The organism is Haloarcula limicola (assembly GCF_010119205.1).
GTDB classification, from domain to species: Archaea; Halobacteriota; Halobacteria; order Halobacteriales; family Haloarculaceae; genus Haloarcula; species Haloarcula limicola.
In genome coordinates, this window is record NZ_WRXM01000002.1 from 1,070,008 (window position 1) to 1,095,010 (window position 25,003).

Here is a 25,003-nt window from a genome sequence, read left to right on the forward strand (position 1 = left end):
CATACAATCTCTCGCCTGACTATGAGCCAGCGTCAGATGCAGGGCCAGCCGATGATAATTCTCGGCGAGGACGCCCAGCGGATGAAGGACAAGTCCGCACAGGAACACAACATCTCGGCCGCTCGCGCGGTCGCCGAGTCCGTACGCTCGACACTCGGCCCGAAGGGGATGGACAAGATGCTCGTCTCCTCGATGGGCGACGTGACCGTCACGAACGACGGCGTCACCATCCTCTCGGAGATGGACATCGACAACCCGACGGCCTCGATGATCGTCGAGGTCGCCGAAACGCAGGAGGACGAGGCCGGTGACGGCACCACCTCCGCCGTCGCCATCGCCGGCGAACTCCTGAAGAACGCGGAGGATCTCCTCGACCAGGACATCCACCCGACGGCCATCATCAAAGGGTTCGACATGGCCGCGAAGGAGGCGAAACAGGAGATAAACGACATCGCTACCGAGGTCGACCCCAGCGACGAGGAACTGCTGAAGAGCGTCGCCGAGACGTCGATGACCGGCAAGGGCGCGGAACTCAACAAGGACCTCCTCGCCCAGATCATCGTCGACGCGGTCAACGCCGTCACCGTCGAGGCCGACGACGGCTCCGTCATCGCGGACCTCGAGTACCTCAACATCGAGACCCAGACCGGTAGCTCCGCCGGCAACTCCGAACTGCTCGAAGGCGCGGTCATCGACAAGGACCCCGTCCACGAGGAGATGGCGACCGAAGTCGAGGACGCGAACGTCCTCCTGATGGACACCGCCATCGAACTCGAGGAGACGGAGGTCGACGCCCAGCTTTCCGTCGACGACCCGAGCCAGCTCCAGAACTTCCTCGACCAGGAGGAACAGCAGCTCAAGGACCTCGTCGACAAGGTCGAGGCGACGGGCGCGAACGTCCTGTTCTGTCAGAAGAACATCGACGACATGGCCCAGCACTACCTCGCGGAGAAGGGCATCCTCGCGGTCAAGCGCGCGAAGAAGTCCGACATCGAGTTCCTCAAGGAGGTCCTCGGGGCGAACGTCGTCTCGGACCTCGACTCGGCCAGCGAGGACGACCTCGGCCACGGCTCGGTCACCCGCGACGAGGGCGAGGGCCTGTTCTACGTCGAGGGCACCGGCGAGGACGCCCACGGCGTCACGCTGCTGCTCCGCGGCTCGACCGACCACGTCGTGGACGAGCTCGAACGCGGCGTCACCGACGCGCTGGACGTCGTCGCCTCCACCGTCGCCAACGGCTCGGTGCTCGGCGGCGGCGGCGCGCCCGAAGTCGAGGTCGCCGCCCGCCTGCGCGACTACGCCGACGGCGTCGAGGGCCGCGAACAGCTGGCCGTCGAGGCCTTCGCAGACGCGCTGGAGATCATCCCGCGCACGCTGGCGGAGAACGCCGGACTCGACAGCATCGACACGCTGGTCGACCTGCGCGCAGCCCACGAGGACGGCGAGGTCAGCGCCGGCCTGAACGTCTTCACCGGCGACGTCGAGGACACGCTCGAAACCGGCGTCGTCGAGCCGGCTCACGCGAAGACGCAGGCCGTCTCCTCGGCCGCCGAGGCCGCGAACCTCGTGCTCAAAATCGACGACATCATCGCTGCCGGCGACCTCTCGACCTCCGGTGACGGAGACGAGGGGCCCGGCGGCCCCGGCGGTGCGCCCGGCGGCATGGGCGGCATGGGCGGCGGTATGGGCGGCATGATGTAAGCGAGGGGCCGAACGAAGTGAGGGCCCTCGACTAGCGAGCGGGGAGGGACGACCCGCGAGCAGGGAGAGCCTCGCTACGCTCGCCTCTCCGAACGAGCGAGCGGCCATCGCTCCGCTCCTTCGAACAGTTCGGAGCGGACCGACGTTTTCTTCGCGACCCGCCGGTCGATACGGCCCGGATTTCGTCTCGACGCCCGTCTGAACTCCGATTTTCGACCGGTTGTTGCCCAAAAAGGTGATTACCCCACGTTAACTCGTAACGAACGATGCGCCCCCTCTCACAGTTGCTCTCGCGGGTCGGGGGACGCCGGCTCATCTCCGTGCTCGGCGGCCTGTATCTCGCTCTCGCCGTCGGCTTTCCGGCCACGCTGCTCACCGGCGGGCGGACGGTCGGCGACATCTCCCTGGCGTCGCTCTTGGTCGGCGGCAGCGGGCTGGTGCTCCTCTACAGCAGTTATCGCATCCCGCAGACGCGCGTCCGTCCGGAGCTGTACGACGTGGTCGCGGGGTGGTGCGTCCGCGCCATCGGCGTGATGGTCGGCATCCTGCTTCTCGCGGCGCTTTTCGGGACGCTCGACGACCCGCTCTCCGGCGTCCCCATCCTGTCGTCGCTCGCCAGCGTCGCCGGGCTCGGCGTCGGCTATCAGGACGCGAAGGCGAGGACCCGCGCGCTGGACGCCGAGGAACAACAGCGCGCGGCAGAGCGCTACAGCCGGGAACTCGAACGGTACAAGACCATCGTCGAGACGGTCAACGACGGCATCTTCGTCGCCGACGCGGCGGACCGGTTCACGTTGGTCAACGACGCCTACACGCGGCTGGTCGGCTACGACCGCGAGACGCTCGTCGGCGCGGACACGGCGCTCGTCGCCGCCGAGGGGACGGACGTCGAGGGGATACGGCGGACGGTCGAACGCGAGGTCGGGTCCGGGGACGGGAAGTCGAAGACCTACGCGTCGCAGATCTCGACCGCGTCCGGTGAGACGATCGACGCGGAGATGACCGTCGCGCCGCTTCCCTCACAGGCCGACGCCGCTCCGGACAAGGTCGTCGTCGTCCGCGACGTGACCGAGCGCAACGAGCGCGAGCGCCGACTCGAAGCGCAGAACGAGCGCCTCGACAGTTTCGCCGGGATGCTGGCCCACGAGCTCCGCAACCCAGTCAACATCGGACAGATTTACAGCGCGCAGCTTCCCGCCGAACCGAACCCGGACGCGGTCGGCTACGTTGCGGACGCCTTCGACCGCATCGAGGACATCATCGACGTCATGCTGGTCATCACGGGCGAGCGGGACGTGGTCCCCTCCTCGGGACCGGTCCAACTCGCGGCAGTCGCACTGGAGGCGTGGGAGGAGGTGGACGCGCCCGGAGCCACCCTCGAATTGGAACTCGACTTCGCGGCGGCGGTCGACGAGACGTACACCAGACACCTCTTTCGGAACCTATTCGAAAACGCCATCGAGCACGGGGGAAGCGACGTCACCCTCACCGTCGGCGAACTCCCGACCGGGTTCTACGTGGCCGACGACGGGATCGGCATCTCGGAGAGCACTCGACGGGAGATATTCCAGTCGGGGTACACCACTGCGGGCGATCAGGGCGGGATGGGTCTCGGACTGGCGTTCGTCCGGCAGTTGACGGACGTGTACGGCTGGACGTGCTCGGTGACTGAGAGCGAGTCCGGCGGGGCGCGCTTCGAGTTCGAGAACGTGACGGACGGGGTCGCGTAGACTCGGCGGCGGTCGAGCGACCGCGTCGGTGGCGTGATCGCTCAACGCTCCGTTCGACCGTCGAGCTCGGGCGTCGTCGTCCCGACCTCGCCGTACCGCAGCGACTCGGTGACGCGCAGGGTCGTGCCGTTGCGGACGACGGTGTACTGGACGCCGTAGTCGTAGACGAGCCCCTCGGGTCCGACGACGGCGGTGAAGCCGACGTCGCCGACCCGCTCGGCGGGCGCGACCGGGAACTGCGAGCGGTCGGTCGCGCCGTCGGCGCTGACGCGGTACACCGGCGCGCCGTAGGTCTGCCGGACTTCCTCGCGGGCCGGGCTCACGTCGGTCACGTTCGCGCCGTCGAACAGCGAAGCGAGACGGCTGTTGTAGGTGGGCTCGAAGAACAGCGCCTCGCGCGGCGGGAGCGGCGGCGCGCCGATGCCGCGACCGTCGGCGACGACCTCCCGTCGCGTAGTCTCGTTCACCGTCGTCCGCTCGATCGCTCGGCCGTCGGTCCATCGGGTCCGCAGCTCCGTCTCCGGGACGCTCGTCCCCGTGACGGTGCGCCGGGCGACGTACTCGCGGTAGTTCGCGCCGGTCCGGAACACCGTGGTCTGCCGGAGCCGAACGTCCCCGTCGCCGGTCCGCACGGTGCGGGTGTACCAGAGTGTATAGGAGACGTTCGACAGCCGGACGACGTGGGCCTGTGCCAGCGCGTCGCTATCGGTGACGCCGGTTTCAGTGAGCCCCGGCGCGACGCGGGCCGGCGGCTCCTCGGGGACGGGGGCGGGCGTCAGCGTCTCCGAAGCGGCCGGATCCCGCGGGCCGACGAGAGCCGTACACCCGGCGGTAACGAGGCAGCCGGCGAGCAAGACGACGACTACCCTTCGCATACCTCGCAGAGGGCCGTTCGTCGGATAACTGCTCGGGTAAAAAAGATGCCTTCGTGAGAACTATGCCGAAGTATAAGTGCCGGGACGTGCCACTCCCTGCCATGCAGACGCTGCTGCTCGGTTCCGACGACGTGACGGAACACGCCGACCTGAGAGCGGTCATCGACGCTGTCGAGTCGGCGTTCGCGGCCGACGCGCGCGGCGACACTATCATGCCCGCGAAGTCCTACATCGACCTCCCGCAGTACAACGGCGACTTCCGGTCGATGCCCGCCTACGTGAACGCGGGCGAGTGGGACGCCGCCGCCGTCAAGTGGGTCAACGTCCACCCGGACAACCCGACCGATCACGACCTCCCGACTGTGTTGGGCACGCTCATCTACTCGGACCCCGAGACGGCGTTTCCCCTCGCGGTGATGGACGGCACCGTCCTCACGCGCCTGCGGACGGGCGCGGCCGCCGCCGTCGCCACCGACCACCTCGCGATCGAGGACGCTCGCTCGCTCGGCCTCGTCGGCGCGGGCACGCAGGCATACACCCAACTGGAGGCCATCGCCGCCGTCCGCGACATCGAGGAGGTGGTCGTCGCCGACCGCGACGAAGCCAAACAGCGGGCGTTCGGCGAGCGCTTCGGCGACCGCTTCGACGTGCGACCGGGGTCTATCGAGGACGCCGCCGCCTGCGACGTGCTCTCGACGATAACGCCGGTCGAATCGCCCATCGTCGAGCGGGAGTGGCTCGGCGAGCGCACCCACGTCAACGCCATCGGGGCCGACGCCGCCGGCAAGCACGAACACGACGACCGGACGCTACTGGACGCGAAACTCGTCATCGACGACTACGAGCAGTGTACCCACTCCGGCGAGATCAACGTCCCGTGGAGCGAGGGGACGCTCACCGAGGACGACCTCTACGGCGAACTCGGGAGCGTCGTCGCCGGCGACCTGGCCGGACGCGAACCCGACGACGGCATCACGCTCTTCGATTCGACGGGACTGGCGATTCAGGACGTGGCGGCCGCGCACGTCACCTACGAGCGCGCTACCGAGGGCGGCGGCGGGACGCCGTTCTCGCTAGTCGGGACGGAGACGACCTAACTGGGCGTCAGCGCGTCGGTCGCCTTCGAGATGAGCCAGACGATGACGATGAACGGCAACAGCGGCATCAGGAGGATCAACAGGCCGAGAAACATCCCCCAGCCGATGAGGTTCATGCTCTCGTCGGGATGCGGACGGGAGAGGGGCGTGACGGTTCGCAACGGTTCCGGCAGGATGGAGCCGGTCGACTCGTCTGCGTCTTCTGCCATGCTCGGCGGTAGGTCAGGAACCGGCATAAGGCTACGGTCGGCGTCGGCTCAGGCCGTCCCCGTCGCCGACAGGGTGATGCCGTTCAGCGCCGTCTAGTCGGCACTATGTCCACTTCCGAGGCGGGACGCGTCGTCGCGGTCACCGGTGCGAACGAGGGCATCGGCTACTACCTGCTTCGCGCGCTGTCCGAGCGCGGGTACCGGGTCGTCGGACTCGACATCGAGGTGGAGAACCTCGAACCGTTGCAGGCGTCCCGTCCCGACCGAATTCGGTTCTCCGAGTGCGACGTGACGGCCGACGCGGCCGTCGAGACGGCGATAGAGGGGGTGCTGGCGGAGTGGGGACGGATAGATATCCTCGTCAATAACGCCGCGGTATTCGACTTCGCCCCGTTCGCGGCCCAGACGCTCGCGGACACTCGCCGCGAGTTCGACGTGAACTTCTTCGGCTACCTGCGGACGATTCGCGCCGTCTTGCCGCACATGCGGGAACGGGGCGAGGGGGTCATCCACAATATGAGCTCCGGCGTCGGACTCGTCGGTCATCCGGGGCTCTCGGGGTACGCCGCGACGAAGGGGGCCGTCGAGGCGTTTACCCGATCGCTTCGACTGGAACTACGAGACGAGGACATCCGGTGTACGGTGATGCATCCGCCGCTCACCCGAACGCGGTCGGCGCTCGAACTCGGCTACCCGGAGTCCCTGCTGCGCGACCCCGCGGGCGTGGGGCGGAAACTGGCGGCCGAAATCGAATCGACGGGACCGGTCGTCACGGCCGACTGGACGGTGACACTCGGGCTGGCGCTCGCCCGGTGGTTCCCCTCTATCGTGGAGAAGGGGACCGAGCGGTTCGTCGCGGAGTTCGAGACGACCACAGAGCGGGGCGAGCGGTAGCCCTGTTTCGGCAAAGTCGACTCAGTGCGACTCTGTCGCCGAGTGACGACCAGTATATATCCCGAAACCGCGTAGATTGAGTAATGTTACCGCCCATCAATACGCGGCTGGTCGCGGACATCGACGGCGATTTCGTGATTTACATCAACGGGATGCGACTGAACAGGCTTCGGGCCGTCCACAAGTGGCTCCTCGCCGGGCGGAAGATAGCGAAGATGTTCGAGCGACTGGAATCCGATCCGGACAGCGGCTTTCTGGGCTATCAGCCGGCGTTCATGGGACTGCGAACCGGCGCAGCCATCCAATACTGGCGCTCGCTGGAGGATTTACGACGGTTCGCGCGGGACCCGGAGGACCTCCACGTTCCGGCCTGGCAGTGGTACAACGACGAGGTCGACAGCGGCGGGGGCGTCGGATTCTGGGCGGAACTCTACGTCATCGAGGACGGCAACTACGAGACGTTCTTCCGGAATGTGCCGCCCATCGGGCTGGGGACGGTCGCAGACATGGTCCCCGCGTCCGACCAGCGTCGTCGTCTCGGCTTGTCTGGGACTGGGACGCCGCCGCCCGAAGACGGCGACGACGGACGACGGGTCTCGTGAAGGGAAAGGTATAGCACCGTCGGTGCCCGAAATCACGGTATCATGACCACGACTGGCGAGGAACGCGAGCGCGGGTTCGACCACGGCGAGGTCGAACCGCGCTGGCAGGCGGCGTGGGACGACGCCGACGTGTTCCGCATCGACGACGACGCCGAGGACCCCGAGTACGTGCTGGCGATGTTCCCGTACACCTCGGGGAGCCTCCACATGGGCCACGTCCGGAACTACACCATCACCGACGCGTTCGCCCGTTTCGAGCGGATGCGCGGGGAAGACGTCCTGCACCCGATGGGGTGGGACTCCTTCGGCCTGCCCGCCGAGAACGCCGCCGAGGAACGGGACACCAATCCGCGGGACTGGACGATGCAGTGTATCGACTCGATGAAGGAACAGCTGACCGAGATGGGGTTCGGCTACGACTGGGAGCGGGAGATCACGACCTGCGAACCGGAGTACTACCGGTGGAACCAGTGGCTGTTCAAGCGCTTCCGCGAGGAGGGTCTCGTGGAGCGACAGGCCGCCGAGCTGAACTGGTGTCCCTCCTGCGAGACGGTGCTGGCCGACGAGCAGGTCGAGGGCGAGGGAGACGAGGAGCTGTGCTGGCGCTGTGAGACGCCCATCGAGCACCGCGAGATGGACCAGTGGTTCTTCACCATCACCGACTACGCCGACGAACTGCTCTCGGCCTTAGACGACCTGGAGGGGTGGCCGAACAACGTCCGCGAGATGCAGCGCAACTGGATCGGCAAGCAGGAGGGCGCGAGCGTCGCCTTCGAGATTCCGGGCTACGGCGACGTGGACATCTTCACGACGCGGCTCGACACCATCTACGGCGCGACGTACTTCTCGCTGGCCCCGGGCCACCCGGTCGCCCGGGAGATCGCCGAGGACAACGAGGAGGTCGCCGAGTACGTCGAGATGGCCGAGGCCGCCGACGAGGACGACTTGGACGTGACCTCTGGCGTCTTCACCGGCGAGTACGCGAAGAACCCCGCGACGGGCGAGGAGATTCCGGTCTACGTCGCCGACTACGTGCTGACCGACGTGGGGACCGGCGCGCTCTACGCCGTGCCCGCCCACGACGACCGCGACCACGAGTTCGCGGAGGCCCACGGCGTCCCGATCAAGCAGGTCGTCGAACCCGGTCCCGAGGCCGAGGTGGACGCCGACGAGATCGACGTGCAGGCGGAGGCATACACCGAGGACGGCGTCCTCGTCGACAGCGGCGAGTTCGACGGCCTCCACAGCGAGGAGGCCCGCGACGCCTTCGTGGAGGAGTTCGACGGCGAGCACCGGACGGAGTACAACCTCCGGGACTGGGGCATCTCACGGCAGCGCTACTGGGGAACGCCCATCCCGATGATCCGCTGTGAGGACTGCGGTCACGTCCCGGTCCCCGACGAGGACCTGCCGGTGGAACTGCCGGAGTTCGTCCACACGACCGGGAACCCGCTGGACGCCGCCGAGGAGTGGAAACAGGTCGACTGTCCGGACTGCGGCGGCGACGCCGTCCGCGAGACGGACACGATGGACACGTTCGTCGACTCCTCCTGGTACTTCCTGCGTTACACCTCGCCGGACCTCGACGAGGTCCCCTTCGACGGCGACCGGGCCAGCGACTGGATGCCGGTCGACCAGTACGTCGGCGGCATCGAACACGCCGTGATGCACCTGCTGTACGCCCGCTTCTTCACGAAGGTCGTGAACGACCTCGACATGCTCTCCGACGCGCGCGAGCCGTTCACGAACCTGACGAACCAGGGGATGGTGCTCGGCGAGGACGGCCACAAGATGTCCAAGAGCCGCGGCAACGGCGTCTCGCCCCAGCGCATCATCGAGGAGTACGGCGCGGACACCGCCCGCCTGTTCATCATGGAGGCTGCCCAGCCGGAGAAGGAACTGGCCTGGAGCGCCGAGGAGGTCCAGTCGGCCCACTCCTTCCTCCAGAACGTCTACCGGTTGGCCGAGGAGTTCGCGGACGGCGATATCGAGATGGGTCCCGACGGCGCGGACATCGCCGACTACGTCTCCCGCGAGATCGACGCGACGGCGGCCCGCGCCACCGAGGAGTACGAGCAGTTCCGCTTCAACCACGCGCTGCAGGCGCTGCGGGAACTCGTCTCCCTGCTCCGTCGCTACGAGGACGCGACCACGCCCGACGCCGAGGTGCTCGAACGCGGCGTCAGGGTCGCGGCGAAACTGCTCGCGCCGGTCGCCCCCCACGTCGGCGAGGAGATGTGGGAGCGCTTAGACCGCGAGGGCCTTTTGGCCGAGGCCGACTGGCCCAGCGCCGACGCGCCCGAGGGCTACGACGTCGAGCGCCGGCTGGTCGAGAACACCCGCGAGGACGTCCGCGACATCGTCGACACCGTCGGCATCGAGGACCCGACGACCATCACGCTCGCCGTCGCGCCCGAGTGGAAGCACCGGGTCGTGGAGATCGCCCGCGACGCGGACAACGTCGTCCCCGCGGTGATGCAGAACGAGGACCTCCAGCGCCACGGCGAGGCCGCCGCCGACTTCGCCAAGGACCTCGCGGGCCGCGCCCAGTACGACGAGACGCTCTCGCCCGAGGGCGAACTGGCGGCTCTGAAGCGGGCGACGTGGCTCATCGAACGCGAGTTCGACGCCGAGGTGGTCGTCCGCTCGGCCGAGGACGCCGACGACTCGCTGGCGAAGAAGGCCGAACCGGGTCGGCCGGCGATCGACATCGAGGAGTAGCCCGGCGAACTGCCTCTCTCCGCTGTTCTCTCTCGCACGCTACTGTTCGGCGGCGTCGACGAGGCCCGCTTCGGCGAGGTCGCGCAGCACGTCGGTCGCGTGGCCGTCGGGGCGGACGCCCTCGTAGACGCCGACGACCTGCTCTTGGGCGACGACGAACGTCGTCCGCGGGGTCCGCCCGTCTCGCAGGTCCACGTCGAACGCCTCGGCGACGGTGCCGTCGGGGTCCGCCAGCAGGTCGAACCCGAGGTCGTGGGCCTCGGCGAACTCGCGGTGACTGTCCACGTCGTCGGTCGAGACGCCGTAGACGGCGACGCCGACCTCCTCGTAGTCGTCGTGGCGGTCCTCGAACTGCCTGGCCTCGGTCGTACAGCCCGGCGTGTCGTCCTTCGGGTAGAAGTAGACGACCGTCGGGCGCGAGAAGTCCGGGCGGACCCGCTCGCCGCGTTGATTCTCGGCGGCGACCGCCGGCACTACCGACCCCGGTTCGAGGACCATCTCAGTTCACCGGGATGTCCGTCCCGTCCTCGTCGCCGTCGGCGCTGACCTTCGGGAGGCGGACGGTCAGCACGCCGTCGTCGTAACTGGCGCTGGTTTCCTCCTCGTCTACTGCCGCCGGGAGCCTGACCGTTCGGCTGACCGACTGCCGGCGGCGCTCGCGCTGGACGTACCGCCCGTCGCTCGACTGCGCGGACTCGCTGTGCGTGGCGCTGATGGTGAGTTCCCGCTCGTCGGCCAGTTGCACGTCTAAGTCCTCGCTGTCGAAGCCGGGGAGGTCGGCGCGGACGACGTAGGCGTCCCCCGCATCGACGATGTCCGTCGGGACGCTGTCGAGGTCGACGCCGAACTGCTCGCCGAACGTGTCGAGCGCTCGCTCGATCTCCGCGAAGGGGTCACGGTCGCTCATAGGCGAGCGTACACGGGGACGGAACTTAAGAACCCCGTCGAACCGGGTCAGTTCAGCACCGTCTCGGAGTCGTAGGAGCCCAGGTGGCGCACCCAACCGTTCTCCGCGAGCGCCTCGACGTCGGCGATGGCGTCCCGCGTGCGCTCCTCGTAGAGCCCGGCGGCGATGTCGACGTGGAAGACGTAGTCGCCCAGCCGCTCGCCGCTCGGTCGGGACTCGACGCGGGTGAGGTTGATGTCGCGGTCGGCGAACGGTTCGAGCAGTTCCAACAGCAGACCGGGGTAGTCGGCGTTCGGGTAGACGATGAAGGAGGACTTCCCGCCGGCTTCCGAGCGCTCGCTGACGGGCGCGACGGCCAGGAAGCGGGTCGCGTTCGAGGACTGGTCCTGGATGTCCTCGGCTAGCACTTTCAGTTCCGTGCCGTTGGTGGCGTTCTCGGGGTGACCGATGGCCGCGACGTTGGGGTCCTCGCGGGCGCGCTCGACGCCGCGAGCCGTCGAGGCGACCGCCTCCACGTCGACGCCGGGGTAGTGCTCGTCCAGCCAGCCCCGACACTGGGCCAGCGCCTGCGCGTGGCTGGTGACGAGATCGAAGCTATCTCCCTGCGCCAGCAGCGCGTGGCGGATGGGCGTGATGATCTCCTTGATCACGGCGACGTCGTACTCGGCGAAGGCGTCCAGCGACTCCGTCACGGACCCCTCGATGCTGTTCTCGACCGGGACGACGCCGCGGTCGGCCTCCCCCTCGGCGACGGCCTCGACGATGGCGGTCATCGACTCGGCGAACTCGATGTCGCCGTCGTCGACCGCCTGCGCGGCCCGGTGGGAGTAGGTGCCCGCGGGCCCCAGCGTGATGGTCGTCATACCGTCGGGTAGTCCGCTCGTCATGAAAAGCGCCGCGGTCGGGTGTCACGACGCGACAGGGGTATGCCACTCGGGCACAATAGTCTGTATGGACACTATCGACTACCGACACCTGTACGACGCGACCGTCCCCTCGGTCGTCTCCGTCTACCGCGAGGCCGGCCAGCGCGGTGCCGGCTCCGGATTCGTCTACGACGACGCACACGTCCTGACCAACGAGCACGTCGTCCGCGAGTGCGAAGCGGTCGACGTCCGCTTCCACGACGGGACGTGGCAGACCGGCACCGTCGTCGGCAGCGACGTGTACACCGACCTCGCGGTCGTCCGAATCGAAGACCGGCCGCCGGACGCCGACCCCCTGCCGATCGCGACTGGAGCCGACGCGCCGCGACCCGGCCAAGCCGTCGCGGCGCTCGGGAACCCACTGGGACTGGAGGGCTCTATCACCGCGGGCGTGGTCAGCGGCGTCGACCGCTCGATGCCGATCTCCGGCGGGTTCGCCATCCCCGACGTCGTCCAAACGGACGCGCCGATAAACCCCGGTAACAGCGGCGGGCCGCTGGTCGCCGCGGACGCGGACGGCGACTCCGGAAGCGAGAGCTACCCGGTCGTCGGCGTCAACCGCGCGCGTTCGGGGGACAACATCGGCTTCGCCGTCTCGGCGCGAGTCGTCTCGACGGTGGTCCCCGCCCTCGTCAGCGACGGCCGCTACCGTCACTCCTACCTCCGCATCAGCACGCTCGACGTGACGCCGCGGGTCGCCAGCGCGAACGGACTGGACGAGCCGCGCGGCGTCGTCGTGGTCGACATCCGCGATCAGTCCCCCGGCGAGTCGCTGCGCGCGTGTTCGGGGTCGAAACGCGTCGACGGGACCGAGGTTCCGGTCGGCGGCGACGTCGTGGTCGGCCTCGACGGGGTGCCGGTTCGGTCGCACGAGGAGCTCACGCGGCGGCTGCTGACCGATACGGAACCCGGCGAACCGGTCGCGCTGGACGTGATCCGGGACGGGGCGGAACTGACCGTCGAGTTCGTCGCCGCCGAGCGGCCGGCGGCGAGCGACGACCGACGGCGCGCGGCCGACCGGTCGTCGGCGGTTCCGATAGAGTGAGCGGCCGGCGGATCGAGTCGACGGGAGCCTCGGCCGATCAGGAGAGCCGGTCGAGTTCGTCGTCGCCCAGTTCGATCTCGCTGGCGGCGACGTTCTGTTCGAGGTGGTCGACGCTCGATGTGCCAGGGATTGGCAGGGTCACGTCGGAGTACTGGAGGAGCCACGCGAGCGCGATCTGGTGGGGCGAGGCGTCGTGGTCGTCGGCGATCTCGTCGATGCCCTCGACGTCGTCTAAGTCGCCCGCCGCGAGCGGGAACCACGGGATGAAGCCGATTCCGTACTCCTCGCAGGCTTCCAGCACGTCGTCGTCCTCGCGGTTGGCGACGTTGAACTCGTTTTGAACCGTCGCGATATCGACGATGTCGCGGGCGGTGTCTAACTGCTCGACGGAGACGTTCGAGACGCCGACGTGGCGGATCAGCCCCTCGTCTTTCATCTCGGCGAGCGCGTTGATCGACTCCTCGAAGTCCGTGTCCGGGTCCGGGCGGTGGTACTGATAGAGGTCGATGGGGTCCATCCGCAGGCGGTCCCGCGAGACCAGTTGGGCGTTGCGGAGGTAGTCGGGGTCGCCGTGGGGGAGCCAGTCGCCGTCGGTGTTGCGCAGGAGGCCGCCCTTCGTGGCGACGACGAGGTCCTCGCTCTCCGTGTCCAGCGCCTCGCCGATGAGGCGCTCGGAGACGCCGGGACCGTAGGAGTCCGCCGTGTCGACGAAGTTCACGCCGAGTTCGACGGCCCGCTGGAGGACGCTACGGGCCTCGTCCTCGTCGTCGGGTGCGCCGATGATGTCCTCGCCGGTGATGCGCATCGCGCCGTAGCCGAGTCGGTTGACGGTCAGGTCGCCGCCGATATCGAACGTGTCGCTCTGGTTTTCGACCATCGCCTCGAGGTTGGCGGGCCAGCCTGAAAGGGGGCCGGGTGGGAGAAATCCAGCGGTGGAACCGAGGGGAAGAACGCCCACTACCGCGTGTGAATCGCTTCGCCGCGGGCGGCCATCGCGGCCTCGTGGACCGCCTCGGAGAGCGTCGGGTGCGTGTGGACGGTGCTCGCCAGGTCCTCGAGGCGCGCGCCCATCTCGATGCCCAGGCCGACCTCGGCGATCAGTTCCGAGGCCTCGGGGCCGACGATCTGCGCGCCCAGCAGGAACTCGCTGTCGGCGTCGGCGACGAGGCGGACGAACCCCTCCCTCTCGTCGAGGGTCAGCGCTCGCCCGCTCGCGCGCATCGGCATCTCGCCGACGACGGGGTCGAAGCCGGCCTCCTCGGCCTCTGATTCGGTCATCCCGACGGTGCCGATCTCGGGGTCGGTGAAGACCGCCGCGGGAATCGCCTGCTGGTCCAGCGCGGCCGGTTCGCCCGCCGCGACCTCCGCCGCGACCTCGCCCTCGGCGGAGGCCTTGTGAGCGAGCATCGGCTCGCCGGCCACGTCGCCGACGGCGAAGACGTGCTCGACGTCCGTGCGGGCCTGCGAATCCGTGGAAAGGAATCCGTCGTCGTCGGGTTCGAGGCCGACGGCGTCCAGTCCGACGGTGTCGGTGACGGGCTCGCGGCCGACCGCGACGAGGCACTGCTCGGCGTTGTACTCAGTCACGTCGTCGTTCTCGTCAGTGGTGCTGACGCGGATGCCGTCGTCGAGTTCGGTCCAGTCGCGGGCGGCCTCGCCGAAGGCGAACTCGATGCCCAGCGACTCGGCGCGCTCGCGGACGATCTCCGCCACGTCGTCCTCGTAGCCCGGCAGCACGTCGTCTAACATCTCCACGACGGTCACGTCCGCGCCGAGCTTGGCGAACACCGTCGAGAGCTCCATCCCGATGTAGCCCGCCCCGACCACCAGCAGGTCGTCGGGGACCGTCTCGAGCGCGAGCGCGTCCGTCGAGGAGAGGATGCGCTCGCCGTCGAACTCGAAGCCCGGCACCTCGACGGGCCGGCTGCCGGTGGCGACGACGGCGTGTTCGAAGGCGACCGATTCCGAGCCCTGGCCTTCGCCGCCGTGGGCGACCCGGACCGTCTCGTCGTCGACGAACTGCGCCGTGCCCTCGATGAGTTCGACGCCCGCGCTCTCACAGAGGGACTCGACGCCGCGGGTCAGCCGGGTGACGACGCCGTCTTTCCACTCGCTCATCGTGCTCATGTCCACGGCGGGATCGGCGTAGACGCCCATGTCCTCGGCCTGTCCCGCGTCGTGTGCTACATCTGTGGCCGAGATGAGGGCCTTCGAGGGAATGCAGCCGTGGTTGAGACAGGTGCCGCCGTAGGCGTCCCGCTCGACCAGCGTGGTGTCGAGTCCGAGTTGCGCGCCGCGGATGGCGGCGACGTAGCCGCCCGGCCCGCCGCCGATGACCAACAGTTCCGTGCCCGTGGTGACGTCTCCTACGACCATAGCGGCCTCTCGGCGGGCCGGGTGAAAAACTACCGCCCTCTGCGCCGAGGCGGACTAAGCTATGTAACGCCGGCGGTCGTACGCACCGACATGGCAGACGAGATCAGCGATTCGGAGGAGTTGCCGACGACGCCGACGCGGTTCGCCGAGGAACAGCCGGCCGTCTGGGAGGCGTACGGCGACCTCGGGGAGGCGTGCTCGGAGGCCGGACCGTTAGACGACGAGACGAAACGGCTCGTGAAACTCGCGCTGGCGGTCGGCGCGCAGTCGGAGGGCGCGGTCCACTCGCACGTTCGGCGCGGGCTGGACGAGGGCCACTCCGCGGCGGCGCTCGAACACGTCGCCACGCTGGCGATACCGACCATCGGGTTCCCGAAGGCGATGGCGGCCAGGAGCTGGATCTCGGACCTGACGGAGTGACTACTCCAGCAGCAGCCGCGTCGGGTCCGCGAGGTACTCCTTCAGGGTGTTGACGAACCGGGCGGCGTCCGCGCCGTCGACGACACGGTGGTCGATGGCCAGCGAGAGCGTCAGCGTCGGTTTCGCCACCACTTCCCCGTCGACTGCGACGGGCCGCTCTTCCAGCGACCCGACGCCGAGGATGGCCGTCTCGGGGACGTTGATGACCGGGTCGGCGTACTCGCCGCCGATAGCCCCGAAGTTTGTCACGGTGAACGTCCCGCCCTGCATCTCCTCGCGGGCGATGTCGCGGCTCCGGGCGCGCTCGACGAGGTCGTTGACCTCGGTCGCCACCTGCAGGAGCCCCTTCTCGTCCACATCGTCGACGACGGGGACGACGAGGCCGTGGTCGGTGGCCGTCGCCACGCCGAGGTTGCGGTCGTCCTTGAAGACGATCTCCTCGGTTTCCGTGTCGAGTCGCGTGGCGAGAATCGGGTGGTCGTCGAGCGCGGCGGCGACGCACTTCAGCAGGAACGGCGTGTACGTGAGGCGGACGCCGCGCTCCTCGGCCAGCGGTTCGAGGCGCTCGCGGGCCTCGACCAGCCCCGGCACGGCTACCCTGTCGTGGTGGGTCGCGTGGGGGACCTCCCGCCGGGAGCGGGCCATCTGCTCGCCGATGGCCCGCCGGACGCCGCGGTAGGGTTCGCGCCGGTCGCCGGCGGCCTCCCTCTCCGCGGCGACGCCCGCCGCGCCCGCCTCCGCGCCGCCCGCCCCCTCGGCCGCGTCGCGCATCTCCGAGACGACCGCTTCGGTGACCTCGCGGACGTCCTCGTCGGTGACTTCGCCGGCCGCCCCCTCGGCGACGGCGCGCACGGCGGCCTCGTCGACGTAGGGCTCGCCGTCGCGGGTCTCGTCGGTCGGGACGGCGTCGATGTCGACGCCCAGTTCGCGGGCGAGGCGGCGGGTGGCCGGCGTCGCCAGCGTGCGGTCGCGGCGCTCGGCCATCGGCTCGTCGCCCGACGCCCGCCGGACGGCGGACTTGACGGGCCGCTCGTCGGCCGCGCCGTCACCGCTCTCGTCGCCGCCGACCTTCGAGACGACTGACGTGGGGCCGTCGTCTTCTCCGCTCTCCCCGTCGCCGACCTTCGAGACCGCCGGTGTCGGTCCGTCGTCGTCGGATTCGCTCCCGGCCGACTCGGCGGCGGCGGTCACGTCGGCCTCGGTGATGCGGCCGCTCGGCCCCGACCCGGAGACGGTCGCGATGTCGACGCCCTTCTCGCGGGCGAGGCGGCGGACGCTCGGCGGCGCGAAGACCCGGCCCTCGGTCGCCGCCGCGGACTCGCTCGCCTCGGTCGTTCCGGACGCGCCCGCGTCGGGTTCAGCGCCGTCGCCCGCCGACGCGTCGCGCTCGCTCTCGGCGGCCGTCTCGCCCGCCTCGGCGTCGCCCTCTTCCTCGATGGTGACGAGGACCTCGCCGGTGGCGACGACGTCGCCGACCTCGGCGTGCAGTTCGCGGACGACGCCCTCGACCGGCGAGGGAACGTCCACGGCAGCCTTGTCCGTCTCGACCTCTGCCAGCACCTGATCCTCGGTGACGGCGTCGCCGACGGCGACGTGCCACTCCAGCACCTCCCCCTCGGCGACCCCTTCGCCGAGGTCCGGGAGCTTGAACTCGAACATGCGTTAGAACTCCACGGCCTCGGTGATACCGTCTTTGATGCGGGCGGGTTCCGGGAGGTAGTAGTCCTCTAGGGCGTAGAGCGGGAACGGCACGTCGAAGCCGGTGATGCGCGTGATCGGGGCCTCCTGATACAGCAGCGCCTCCTCCTGGATCGTGGCGATTATCTCGCCGGCGAGGCCGCCGGTCTTGGGGGCCTCGTGGACGACGGCGGCGCGCCCGGTCTTCCTGAACGAGTCGAGGATGGCGTCGGTGTCCATCGGTTTGAGGGTCCGAAGGTCGACCACCTCGGCGTCGATGCCCTCCCCGGCGAGGTCCTCGGCCGCTTCCACCGTCGGCCGGGTCATCGCGCCCCACGTGAACACCGAGATGTCCTCGCCCTCGCGGCGGACCTTCGCCGCTCCCAGTTCGGTCGCGTACGTCTCCTCGGGCACGTCCTCGCGGAACGCCCGGTAGATGAGCTTCGGTTCGAGGAAGACGACGGGGTCGGGGTCCCGGATTGAGGCGGCGAGCAGGCCCTTCGCGTCGCCCGGCGTCGAGGGGACGACGACCTTCAAGCCGGGCTCGTGGACGTAGAACGCCTCCTTGGACTCGGAGTGGTGTTCGGGGGCGCGGATGCCGCCGCCGTAGGGAGCCCGGACCGTCATCGGGCAGGTGTATCGGCCCCGGCTTCGGGTCCGCAGGCGCGCGGCGTGGCTGACCAGTTGATCGAAGGCGGGGTACATGAACCCGGAGAACTGCATCTCGGGGACCGGCCGCAGCCCGTAGGCGGCCATCCCGATGGCGGTGCCGATGATGCCCGACTCGGCGAGCGGCGTGTCGATGACGCGGTCCTCGCCGAACTCCTCGTGGAGGCCCTGCGTCGCCCGGAAGACGCCGCCGTTCTTGCCCACGTCCTCGCCCATCACGAGGACGTCCTCGTCGCGCTCCATCTCGCCGTAGAGGCCGTCCCGGACCGCCTGGACGAGCGTCAGGCTCTGTGCGTTCTCCGCGCTCATTCGAGCATCACCTCGTCGCCGTGTCGCTCGCGCAGGTCGCGGAGGTACTCGAGCTGTTCCTCGAGGCGGGCGGGCATCTCGGCGTAGACGTCGGCGAACATCTCCTCGGGGTCGGGCCGGTCGGTCGACTCGGCCGCGTCGATGGCTTCGGCCACCTCCTCCTCGATGGACTCGTCGATGCTCGCCACTCGCTCGTCGTCGAGCACGTCCCGGTCGCGGAGGTACGTCTCCAGCCGCGGGATCGGGTCGCGCTTCTTCCACTTCTCGACCTCGTCGTCGTCGCGGTAGACCGAGGGGTCGTCGGCGGTGGTGTGCGCGCCGAAGCGGTACTGCACCGACTCGATCATCGTCGGGCGGCGTTCGCCCGCCGGCGGGTCGCGAGCCTTCTCGACGGCCTCGCTGGTCGCCTGATACACCGCCAGCGGGTCCATCCCGTCGACCTGGACGCCGTCGAAACCGTAGGCGTTGGCCTTCTGGGCGAGCGTCTCGCTGGCCGTCTGGCGCTCGCGCGGGACCGAGATCGCCCACTGGTTGTTGTTACAGAAGAACACCGCGGGCACGTCGAAGACGCCGGCGAAGTTCAGCCCCTCGTGGAAGTCGCCCTCGCTGGTCGCGCCGTCGCCGAAGTACGCGAGGAACACCTTGTCTTCGCCCCTGAGCTTCGAGGCCCACGCCGCGCCGGTCGCGTGGGGTATCTGCGTGGCGATGGGCACGGCGAGCGAGAACACCTGCACGTCCTCGGGCGGGGAGTTGCCCCGTTCGCTGCCCATCCAGTACAGCAGGTCGTCGGCCAGGTCCCAGCCGCGGACGTACAGCGCGAGGTGTTCGCGGTAGCTCGGGAACGTCCAGTCGCCCTCTGATAAGGCCATCGCGCTGCCGACCTGCGAGGCCTCCTGTCCGGCCATCGGCGGATAGGTTCCCATCCGACCCTGCCGCTGGAGGCTCACCGCTCGCTGGTCGAAGCGCCGCCCCAACTTCAGGTTGCGATACATCTCGACCAGTTCGTCTTCGGAGAGGTCCGGCACCGTCGCGCCGTCGACCACCTGCCCGTCCTCGCCGAGTATCTGTACTCTATCGGCCGGATCGCGCTGGAGGACGCTCAGAGAAACCACCTGCCGTGGCGTGACATGTGATAGGTGTTGACTCGCAACGGGTTTAGCGTTTGTGTGGCGTTATACTGGCAGCTCAGAGATTACCGGAGTGTATTTCTCACGAAGGAGCTGGATGAGTTGTTGGGCAGTTCGCGCCCGCGCCGAAGCAGTCCAAAACGGAGGCAACTGGATGTGTCTCCTGATATTATTATACTCACCAGTTAGTCACTATTAGTGAACGAATCTCCGCTCAGTATCTCTCAGAAGAACTACAGTCGGTCGTCGCTCGGCGCCCGCTCGCTCTCCGAACGTATCAGCCATTTTACCACCTGATTAAATAAGATGGATCCGCCCGTGGACCGCCTGTTCCGTCCGCCGGGATGGAACAACGAGTGATGGATTCACCAATGACGAACGACGAAACAGCGAGACGGCGCGGCGAACAGCGCGCGAATATCACCCCCTCCCGACGGGAGTTCTTACAGGCAACCGGGCTGGCGGCGCTGGCGACCGGCACCGGCGTCGGCGCGGCCAGCGCGGAGACGCCGTCGACAGCGGCACCGGATCTCTCGCCGGGCGGTCCCGGCCGGATCCGGAACCTCGACGCCTACATCGAGGACCCGACGGTGTTCGAACAGTACCGAGAACCGACGCACGTCACGTCGACGATCCCCTACGGGTCCGTCGAGGCGGCCCGCGACGCCGACGACCCGTTCACGGCGCTCGAGAGCCGGTGGGCGGAGTCAGCGTACTTCCGGTCGCTGAACGGCGAGTGGGACTTCCGGTTCTACGAGCGGCCGGCGGACGTGCCGGCGTCGCTCGACGGCGTCGACTGGGAGTCGATTTCCGTCCCGAGCGTCTGGCAGACCGAGGGGTACGACCAGCGCATCTACACGAACACGGGGATAACGTGGGACGCCTACGACCCGGACCTGCCGGGCAACCTCGACCCCACGTCGGGCGACATCGACGTTCCGGACACCAACCCCATGGGCGTCTACCGGCGCTCGTTCGGCGTGCCGGAAGACTGGGGCGACCGCGAGGTGTTCCTCCACTTTGAGAGCGTGAAACAGGCGTACTTCGTCTGGATCGACGGGACCTACGTCGGGTTCCAGCAGGGGTCGATGACGCCCGGTGAGTTCGACGTCACCGACCACGTCACGCCCGGCGAGGACCACACGGTGACCGTGCAGGCGTATCGGTTCTCCGACGGCGAGGCCCTCGAGAACCAGGACATGTTCCGGTACTCGGGCATCTTCCGGAGCGTCTATCTCTACTCGACGCCGACGGTCCACGTCCGGGACTTCTACGCGCAGACCGACTTGGACGAGGAGTACGAGGACGGCCACCTCCGAATCGACGCCGAGGTGGCGAACTACACCGACGCGGCACGGGGCCGACACGCGGTGAGGGCGCACCTCTTCGGCCCCGACGGGGAGACGGTGACGACGCGGTCGGCGGCGCTCGACGTGGGTCCCGACGGCGGCACCGTCACGCTGGAAGCGACCGTCTCGAACCCCGAGAAGTGGTCCGCGGAGCACCCGACCCTCTACGGGGTCGCGCTGGAACTCGACGACGGCGAGACCACTACCGAGGCGCTGTTCGACAAGGTCGGGTTCCGGACCTACGAGACGACCCGCGGAAAGCGGGGCGCACAGGTCCTCGTCAACGGCGAACCGGTCAACGTCCGCGGAACGAACCGCCACGAGACGACCCCGGAGGCCGGGCGGACGGTCCCGGTCGAGCGGATGCGGCAGGACATCGAGATCCTCCGGCAGTACAACGTCAACGCCGTCCGGACCTCTCACTACCCCAACGACCCGACGTTCTACCGGCTGGCCGACGAGTACGGCCTCTACGTCCAGGACGAGGTGAACGTCGAGACCCACTGGTGGCAGGGTCTGCTCGCCAACACGGAAGTCTACCGCGAGCAGGCGGTCTCGCGGTTCCGGCGGATGATCCTCCGGGACCGCAACCACGCTTCGATCTTCTCGTGGTCGACCGGGAACGAGGCCGGGACGAGCGCCGAACACCTGGAGATGGCGGCCCTCGCGATGGATTCCGACGAGAACCTGCCCGAGGACACCAGCGACGTCGCCGGCGTCTCGGCCGTCGAGAGCTACGACGGGGACGTCGAGGGGTTCGCGCCGGACCGAATCATGTACCACCAGCCCAACGGCGGCGGGTGGAACGTCGAGTACAGCGACATGCTCGGACCGCGGTACGTCGACGTGGACTCGCTCCTCGAAGTGGCCAGCGGTGAGTGGATCGGCGACGGGAAGCGCCCCGTGGTGATGGGCGAGTACAACCACGCGATGGGCAACAGCCTCGGGCTGATCCACGCGATGTGGTCCGACCACATCCAGCCGCCCGCGCGTCGCGCCCGCGACACGAGCGAGTCGGGTAACGACGGCGTCCTCGTCGGCGCGCCGACGGTGAACGTCGGGCAGTCCGAGGGGATGGTCACGCTCGATAGCGGCGATTACGTCGAGGTAGCCGACCCGTCCGGGGTGAACTTCGATTCGCCCGGCTTCGCGGTCGGGGTGACGTTCTCCGGTCTCGAACCCAACACCGAGGTCGGGTTCCTCTCGAAGGGCGATCAGTACGCGCTGAGCGCCCGCGAGGGTGGCCACCTCGAGTTCAGCGTCGGCGACCGGTCGGTCTCCGGCAGGCCGGGGGGCCGACTCGCGGCCGACGAGTGGCACACGCTCGTCGGCGTCTGTTCGGCCGACGGTCTCGCACTCTACCTCGACGGGACGGAACTCGCGTCGACGAGCGACTCCCCGTCGTCGCTTCCGACGGGGTCCCGCCCGCTCCGCCTCGGCGAGAACACCCAGCGTGGGGCCGACGAGCCGATATCGGTCGACGCGGTGAGCGTCCTCGACTCGGCGCTGGACGCGGGCTCGGTCTCTGCCGTCCACGAGGCCGACGGCGCGGCGCTCCGGTACGACTTCGGCGCGCTGCTGCGCGACCAGAGCCTGATGGGCGGGTTCATCTGGGACTGGGTCAACCAGGACCTGAACGCGACGACCGCCGACGGCACCGAGTTCCAGTTCTACGACGAGGACCCGTTCTGCCTGAACGGGATGGTCTGGTCCGACCGGTCGGTCCAGCCCGAACTCCGGCAGCTCAAACACAGCCACCAGCCGGTCAAGGTCGCCCCGAGGGACCTCGCGGCGGGCGAGGTGTACGTCACCAACCACTACGCGTTCACCGACCTCGGCGCGCTCGACGGCGAGTGGCAGTTGACCGCCGACGACGAGGTCGTCCAGTCCGGTTCGCTCGACCTCGATATCCCGCCCGGCGAGACCCAGCCGGTCAGCCTCGACCTCTCGGCACCCGCGGACCCGTCGCCCGGCACCGAGTATCGACTCGAAGTCGCCTTCACGCGGCCCGACGCGACGTCCTACGCCGACGCCGGCCACGAGGTCGCCTTCGACCAGTTCGAGGTCCCCTTCGACGTGCCGGAGCCGTCGGTCGTCGACCCGGCGGATCTCCCGGCGGTGTCGCTGTCGGAGGGCGACGACGCCGTCGTCGTCGCCGGCGACCGCTTCGAGTACGCGCTCGACATCGAGTCGGGGACGTTCTCGTCCATGCGGTACGACGGGACCGAACTCCTCGACGCCGGCCCGCGGTTCAACGCCTGGCGCGTCCCCATCATGAACGAGACGGTGAGCTGGGGGAGCGAGCAGGCCTCCAGCTGGCGAGAGGCTGGGCTGAACGACCTCTCCCAGACCGTCGAGGACGTGCGCACCGAGCGGCCGGCGGACGGCCTCGCCCGCATCGACGTCGACGCGTTCCTCGAAGGCGCGTCGGCCAGCGACGTTCTGGTGACGCCGGACGAATCCAGTACCGGGAGCGACGGCACCGTCTACGGCGACCCCGAACTCGTCTCGGGGCAGTCGGGCACGGCGCTCGCGTTCGACGGGGAGGACGACTACGTCGACGCCGGCAACCCCGATGCGCTCGATTTCACCAGCCCCGGCTTCACCGTCGCGGCGACGTTCCGGGGGCTGGACACCGGCGGCCACTCGCCGTTCGTCACGAAGGGGGACAAACACTACGCGCTGAAGGTCAACGACGACGTGTTCTCGTTCTTCGTCTACGACGCCGAGGCCGGTTCGTGGGAGTCCGTCACCGCCGAGATTCCGGCGGACCTCGACGGCGACACCTGGCACCGACTGGTCGGCGTCTGCACCGACGGGGAACTCCGGCTCTACCTCGACGGGGCCGAGGTCGCGACTCGCTCGCACGACGTGACGGAACTCGGCCCCTCCGACTTCCCGGTGCAGGTCGCGCACAACGCGGAGAAGCCGAGCCGCTACGCCGAGACGACCGTCGACTCGGTCCGCGTCTTCGACCGCGCGCTGTCGGCCGAGGAAGCGGCCGACGGGTTCGACTCGCCGCCCGAGAGCGCCGTCCTCTGGTACGACTTCGACGAGGTCACCGAGCGCTCCTCGACGCGGATCACGCCCGACGCGACCGACAACGGCAACGACGGGACGCTCCGGAACGGTCCCGACGTCGTCTCCGGCGTCTCCGGACAGGCGCTGTCCTTCGGCGGGCAGAGCTACCTCTCGCTCGGCACCTCGGACAGCCTTGATATAACGGAGGGCGGCCTGACGCTCGAATGTTGGGTCCGGCCGGGCGAACCACAGGAGGGCGCTGGCTCGCAACCCTACATCATGAAGGGCACCCAGTACCTCCTCAAGCGCCGGACCGCCGACCGCGGCGGGGCGCTCGAACTCTCCTTCAACACGGGCGAGTGGCACTGGGTCGCCACCGACGTTCCCGAGGACTGGGCCGGCAACTGGCACCATATCGCCGGTGTCTGGGACGCCGACGCCGGAGAGCTACGGTTCTACATCGACGGGGAGCGCCAGAACACGAAGGCCTACGACGGGTCGCTCCGGCACTCGGACTCGCCGGTGACGGTCGGCCGCGCCGGCGACGGCTACGTCGCAAGCGGCACGCGGATCGACAACGTCCGCGTCTACGACCGCGGGCTGGGCGACGACGAGGTGGCCGCGCGGACCGACCAGCCGATAGACGGCGCGGTCGCGTGGCTGAACCTGAACTCCTTCGAGACCGTCACGCGGCGCGGCCCGGGCTTCTCGGTCACGTACAGCTATCGCGTCTTCGGCTGTGGCGACGTCGCTATCGACGTCGCGGCCTCGCCCAACGACAAGCTCCGGCAGACGGTGACCGACTACCTCCCGAAGATGGGCCTGCGCCTCGACGTGCCCGACCGCTTCGACGAGTTGGAGTGGTACGGCCGCGGGCCGGAGGAGACCTATCCCGACCGCCAGTGGGGCGTCCGGACGGGCCGCTACGCGGGTAGCGTCGCCGACCAGTACGTCCCGTATCTGCCGCCGACGGACAACGGCAACAAGGCCGGCACCCGGTGGGCCGCGCTGACCGACGGCGACGGCACCGGCCTGCTCGGATTGCCCCTCGACGAGTCGATGAACGTCAACACCGACCACTGGGCCAACCTCGACGACGCGGAGTACCAGTACGAACTCGAAGCGAGCGACTCGGTCGCGTTCGACTTGGACCACCTCGTCTCCGGCGTCGGCGGGACGCCGGTCGAACCGCTCGAACAGTACCGCGTCCAGCCGACGGACGCCTCCTTCGGCTTCGTGATCCAGCCGTTCTCGACGGCCGACGCCGACCCGATGGCGCTCTCGAAGCGGCGGTACCCGACGGGGGACTGACGACGGAGGCGAGTCGGCGACCGTACATTCCGGGCCG

The 25,003-nt window shown here is 68.9% G+C and carries 19 protein-coding genes; 9 read left to right on the top strand and 10 right to left on the bottom strand.

Annotated elements, in window-relative coordinates; translation table 11 throughout:
• The first annotated feature begins 36 nt into the window (after positions 1 to 36).
• Positions 37 to 1,701 (top strand): thermosome subunit beta, encoded by a 1,665-nt coding sequence (gene thsB, locus GO488_RS14840; RefSeq protein ID WP_162318660.1) that lies wholly within the window; start codon positions 37 to 39, stop codon positions 1,699 to 1,701.
• 266 nt (positions 1,702 to 1,967) lie between these two features.
• Positions 1,968 to 3,431 (top strand): sensor histidine kinase, encoded by a 1,464-nt coding sequence (locus GO488_RS14845; protein WP_162318595.1) that lies wholly within the window; start codon positions 1,968 to 1,970, stop codon positions 3,429 to 3,431.
• 41 nt (positions 3,432 to 3,472) lie between these two features.
• Here GO488_RS14845 and GO488_RS14850 read toward each other — a convergent pair whose 3' ends face one another.
• Positions 3,473 to 4,306 (bottom strand): hypothetical protein, encoded by an 834-nt coding sequence (locus tag GO488_RS14850; protein WP_162318596.1) that lies wholly within the window; start codon positions 4,304 to 4,306, stop codon positions 3,473 to 3,475.
• A 101-nt stretch (positions 4,307 to 4,407) separates the two neighbouring features.
• Here GO488_RS14850 and GO488_RS14855 point away from each other — a divergent pair, with 101 nt between their 5' ends.
• On the top strand, positions 4,408 to 5,403 hold the full coding sequence (locus tag GO488_RS14855; protein WP_162318597.1) for an ornithine cyclodeaminase family protein: 996 nt from the start codon (positions 4,408 to 4,410) through the stop codon (positions 5,401 to 5,403).
• Here GO488_RS14855 and GO488_RS14860 read toward each other — a convergent pair.
• A complete protein-coding gene (locus tag GO488_RS14860) occupies positions 5,400 to 5,612 on the bottom strand; it encodes a DUF7535 family protein (protein ID WP_162318598.1) in 213 nt (70 codons plus the stop codon). The two genes, GO488_RS14855 and GO488_RS14860, sit on opposite strands and share 4 nt — an antisense overlap.
• 105 nt (positions 5,613 to 5,717) lie before the next feature.
• On the opposite strand from GO488_RS14860, the gene GO488_RS14865 reads away from it, so the two are divergent.
• The 3 genes from GO488_RS14865 to leuS all read left to right on the top strand — a co-directional run bounded on the left by GO488_RS14865 (position 5,718) and on the right by leuS (position 9,829).
• Complete coding sequence (locus GO488_RS14865) at positions 5,718 to 6,506, top strand: SDR family NAD(P)-dependent oxidoreductase (protein WP_162318599.1); 789 nt, start codon at positions 5,718 to 5,720, stop codon at positions 6,504 to 6,506.
• Positions 6,507 to 6,589: 83 nt separating this feature from the next.
• Positions 6,590 to 7,108, top strand: coding sequence for a DUF4188 domain-containing protein (locus GO488_RS14870; RefSeq protein ID WP_241692948.1), 519 nt, complete (start codon positions 6,590 to 6,592; stop codon positions 7,106 to 7,108).
• A gap of 42 nt (positions 7,109 to 7,150) precedes the next feature.
• Entirely contained in the window at positions 7,151 to 9,829 is a 2,679-nt protein-coding gene (gene leuS, locus GO488_RS14875) for a leucine--tRNA ligase (RefSeq protein ID WP_162318600.1), read from the top strand.
• Positions 9,830 to 9,868: 39 nt separating this feature from the next.
• On the opposite strand, the gene GO488_RS14880 is transcribed toward leuS, so the two are convergent.
• From GO488_RS14880 to pheA, 3 genes are read right to left on the bottom strand one after another with little or no spacing between them, the layout of a single operon-like run.
• Positions 9,869 to 10,327 (bottom strand): peroxiredoxin, encoded by a 459-nt coding sequence (locus GO488_RS14880; RefSeq protein WP_162318601.1) that lies wholly within the window; start codon positions 10,325 to 10,327, stop codon positions 9,869 to 9,871.
• A 1-nt stretch (position 10,328) separates the two neighbouring features.
• Positions 10,329 to 10,736 (bottom strand): Hsp20/alpha crystallin family protein, encoded by a 408-nt coding sequence (locus GO488_RS14885; RefSeq protein WP_162318602.1) that lies wholly within the window; start codon positions 10,734 to 10,736, stop codon positions 10,329 to 10,331.
• Positions 10,737 to 10,783: 47 nt separating this feature from the next.
• Positions 10,784 to 11,599 carry a prephenate dehydratase gene (pheA, locus tag GO488_RS14890; protein WP_162318603.1) on the bottom strand — a complete coding sequence of 272 codons (816 nt, stop codon included), beginning with the start codon at positions 11,597 to 11,599 and terminating at the stop codon, positions 10,784 to 10,786.
• A gap of 88 nt (positions 11,600 to 11,687) precedes the next feature.
• On the opposite strand from pheA, the gene GO488_RS14895 reads away from it, so the two are divergent.
• Positions 11,688 to 12,707, top strand: a complete 1,020-nt coding sequence (locus tag GO488_RS14895) for a S1C family serine protease (protein ID WP_162318604.1) — start codon at positions 11,688 to 11,690, stop codon at positions 12,705 to 12,707.
• A 37-nt stretch (positions 12,708 to 12,744) separates the two neighbouring features.
• Here the strand turns inward: GO488_RS14895 and GO488_RS14900 are convergent, their stop codons facing one another.
• Entirely contained in the window at positions 12,745 to 13,584 is an 840-nt protein-coding gene (locus tag GO488_RS14900; protein ID WP_162318605.1) for an aldo/keto reductase, read from the bottom strand.
• Positions 13,585 to 13,664: 80 nt separating this feature from the next.
• Positions 13,665 to 15,083 carry a dihydrolipoyl dehydrogenase gene (gene lpdA, locus GO488_RS14905; RefSeq protein ID WP_162318606.1) on the bottom strand — a complete coding sequence of 473 codons (1,419 nt, stop codon included), beginning with the start codon at positions 15,081 to 15,083 and terminating at the stop codon, positions 13,665 to 13,667.
• A gap of 90 nt (positions 15,084 to 15,173) precedes the next feature.
• Between lpdA and GO488_RS14910 the strand changes: the two genes are divergently transcribed.
• Positions 15,174 to 15,503, top strand: a complete 330-nt coding sequence (locus GO488_RS14910) for a carboxymuconolactone decarboxylase family protein (RefSeq protein ID WP_162318607.1) — start codon at positions 15,174 to 15,176, stop codon at positions 15,501 to 15,503.
• Here GO488_RS14910 and GO488_RS14915 read toward each other — a convergent pair whose 3' ends face one another.
• From GO488_RS14915 to pdhA, 3 genes are read right to left on the bottom strand one after another with little or no spacing between them, the layout of a single operon-like run.
• Positions 15,504 to 17,162, bottom strand: a complete 1,659-nt coding sequence (locus tag GO488_RS14915) for a 2-oxo acid dehydrogenase subunit E2 (RefSeq protein WP_162318608.1) — start codon at positions 17,160 to 17,162, stop codon at positions 15,504 to 15,506.
• 3 nt (positions 17,163 to 17,165) lie between these two features.
• Positions 17,166 to 18,158, bottom strand: coding sequence for an alpha-ketoacid dehydrogenase subunit beta (locus GO488_RS14920; RefSeq protein ID WP_162318609.1), 993 nt, complete (start codon positions 18,156 to 18,158; stop codon positions 17,166 to 17,168).
• Positions 18,155 to 19,261, bottom strand: a complete 1,107-nt coding sequence (pdhA, locus tag GO488_RS14925; RefSeq protein ID WP_162318662.1) for a pyruvate dehydrogenase (acetyl-transferring) E1 component subunit alpha — start codon at positions 19,259 to 19,261, stop codon at positions 18,155 to 18,157. The genes GO488_RS14920 and pdhA overlap by 4 nt, the downstream gene beginning before the upstream one ends.
• Before the next feature lie 395 nt (positions 19,262 to 19,656).
• Here pdhA and GO488_RS14930 point away from each other — a divergent pair, with 395 nt between their 5' ends.
• Positions 19,657 to 24,966, top strand: coding sequence for a LamG-like jellyroll fold domain-containing protein (locus GO488_RS14930; RefSeq protein ID WP_162318610.1), 5,310 nt, complete (start codon positions 19,657 to 19,659; stop codon positions 24,964 to 24,966).
• Positions 24,967 to 25,003: the final 37 nt, after the last annotated feature.

Excerpts from the sequence above, each read along its gene's own strand:
- thsB (WP_162318660.1), top strand. The coding sequence starts at position 37 with ATGCAGGGCCAGCCGATGATAATTCTCGGCGAGGACGCCCAGCGGATG.
- GO488_RS14845 (WP_162318595.1), top strand. The coding sequence starts at position 1,968 with ATGCGCCCCCTCTCACAGTTGCTCTCGCGGGTCGGGGGACGCCGGCTC.
- GO488_RS14850 (WP_162318596.1), bottom strand. The coding sequence starts at position 4,306 with ATGCGAAGGGTAGTCGTCGTCTTGCTCGCCGGCTGCCTCGTTACCGCC.
- GO488_RS14855 (WP_162318597.1), top strand. The coding sequence starts at position 4,408 with ATGCAGACGCTGCTGCTCGGTTCCGACGACGTGACGGAACACGCCGAC.
- GO488_RS14860 (WP_162318598.1), bottom strand. The coding sequence starts at position 5,612 with ATGGCAGAAGACGCAGACGAGTCGACCGGCTCCATCCTGCCGGAACCG.
- GO488_RS14865 (WP_162318599.1), top strand. The coding sequence starts at position 5,718 with ATGTCCACTTCCGAGGCGGGACGCGTCGTCGCGGTCACCGGTGCGAAC.
- GO488_RS14870 (WP_241692948.1), top strand. The coding sequence starts at position 6,590 with ATGTTACCGCCCATCAATACGCGGCTGGTCGCGGACATCGACGGCGAT.
- leuS (WP_162318600.1), top strand. The coding sequence starts at position 7,151 with ATGACCACGACTGGCGAGGAACGCGAGCGCGGGTTCGACCACGGCGAG.
- GO488_RS14880 (WP_162318601.1), bottom strand. The coding sequence starts at position 10,327 with ATGGTCCTCGAACCGGGGTCGGTAGTGCCGGCGGTCGCCGCCGAGAAT.
- GO488_RS14885 (WP_162318602.1), bottom strand. The coding sequence starts at position 10,736 with ATGAGCGACCGTGACCCCTTCGCGGAGATCGAGCGAGCGCTCGACACG.
- pheA (WP_162318603.1), bottom strand. The coding sequence starts at position 11,599 with ATGACGACCATCACGCTGGGGCCCGCGGGCACCTACTCCCACCGGGCC.
- GO488_RS14895 (WP_162318604.1), top strand. The coding sequence starts at position 11,688 with ATGGACACTATCGACTACCGACACCTGTACGACGCGACCGTCCCCTCG.
- GO488_RS14900 (WP_162318605.1), bottom strand. The coding sequence starts at position 13,584 with ATGGTCGAAAACCAGAGCGACACGTTCGATATCGGCGGCGACCTGACC.
- lpdA (WP_162318606.1), bottom strand. The coding sequence starts at position 15,083 with ATGGTCGTAGGAGACGTCACCACGGGCACGGAACTGTTGGTCATCGGC.
- GO488_RS14910 (WP_162318607.1), top strand. The coding sequence starts at position 15,174 with ATGGCAGACGAGATCAGCGATTCGGAGGAGTTGCCGACGACGCCGACG.
- GO488_RS14915 (WP_162318608.1), bottom strand. The coding sequence starts at position 17,162 with ATGTTCGAGTTCAAGCTCCCGGACCTCGGCGAAGGGGTCGCCGAGGGG.
- GO488_RS14920 (WP_162318609.1), bottom strand. The coding sequence starts at position 18,158 with ATGAGCGCGGAGAACGCACAGAGCCTGACGCTCGTCCAGGCGGTCCGG.
- GO488_RS14930 (WP_162318610.1), top strand. The coding sequence starts at position 19,657 with ATGACGAACGACGAAACAGCGAGACGGCGCGGCGAACAGCGCGCGAAT.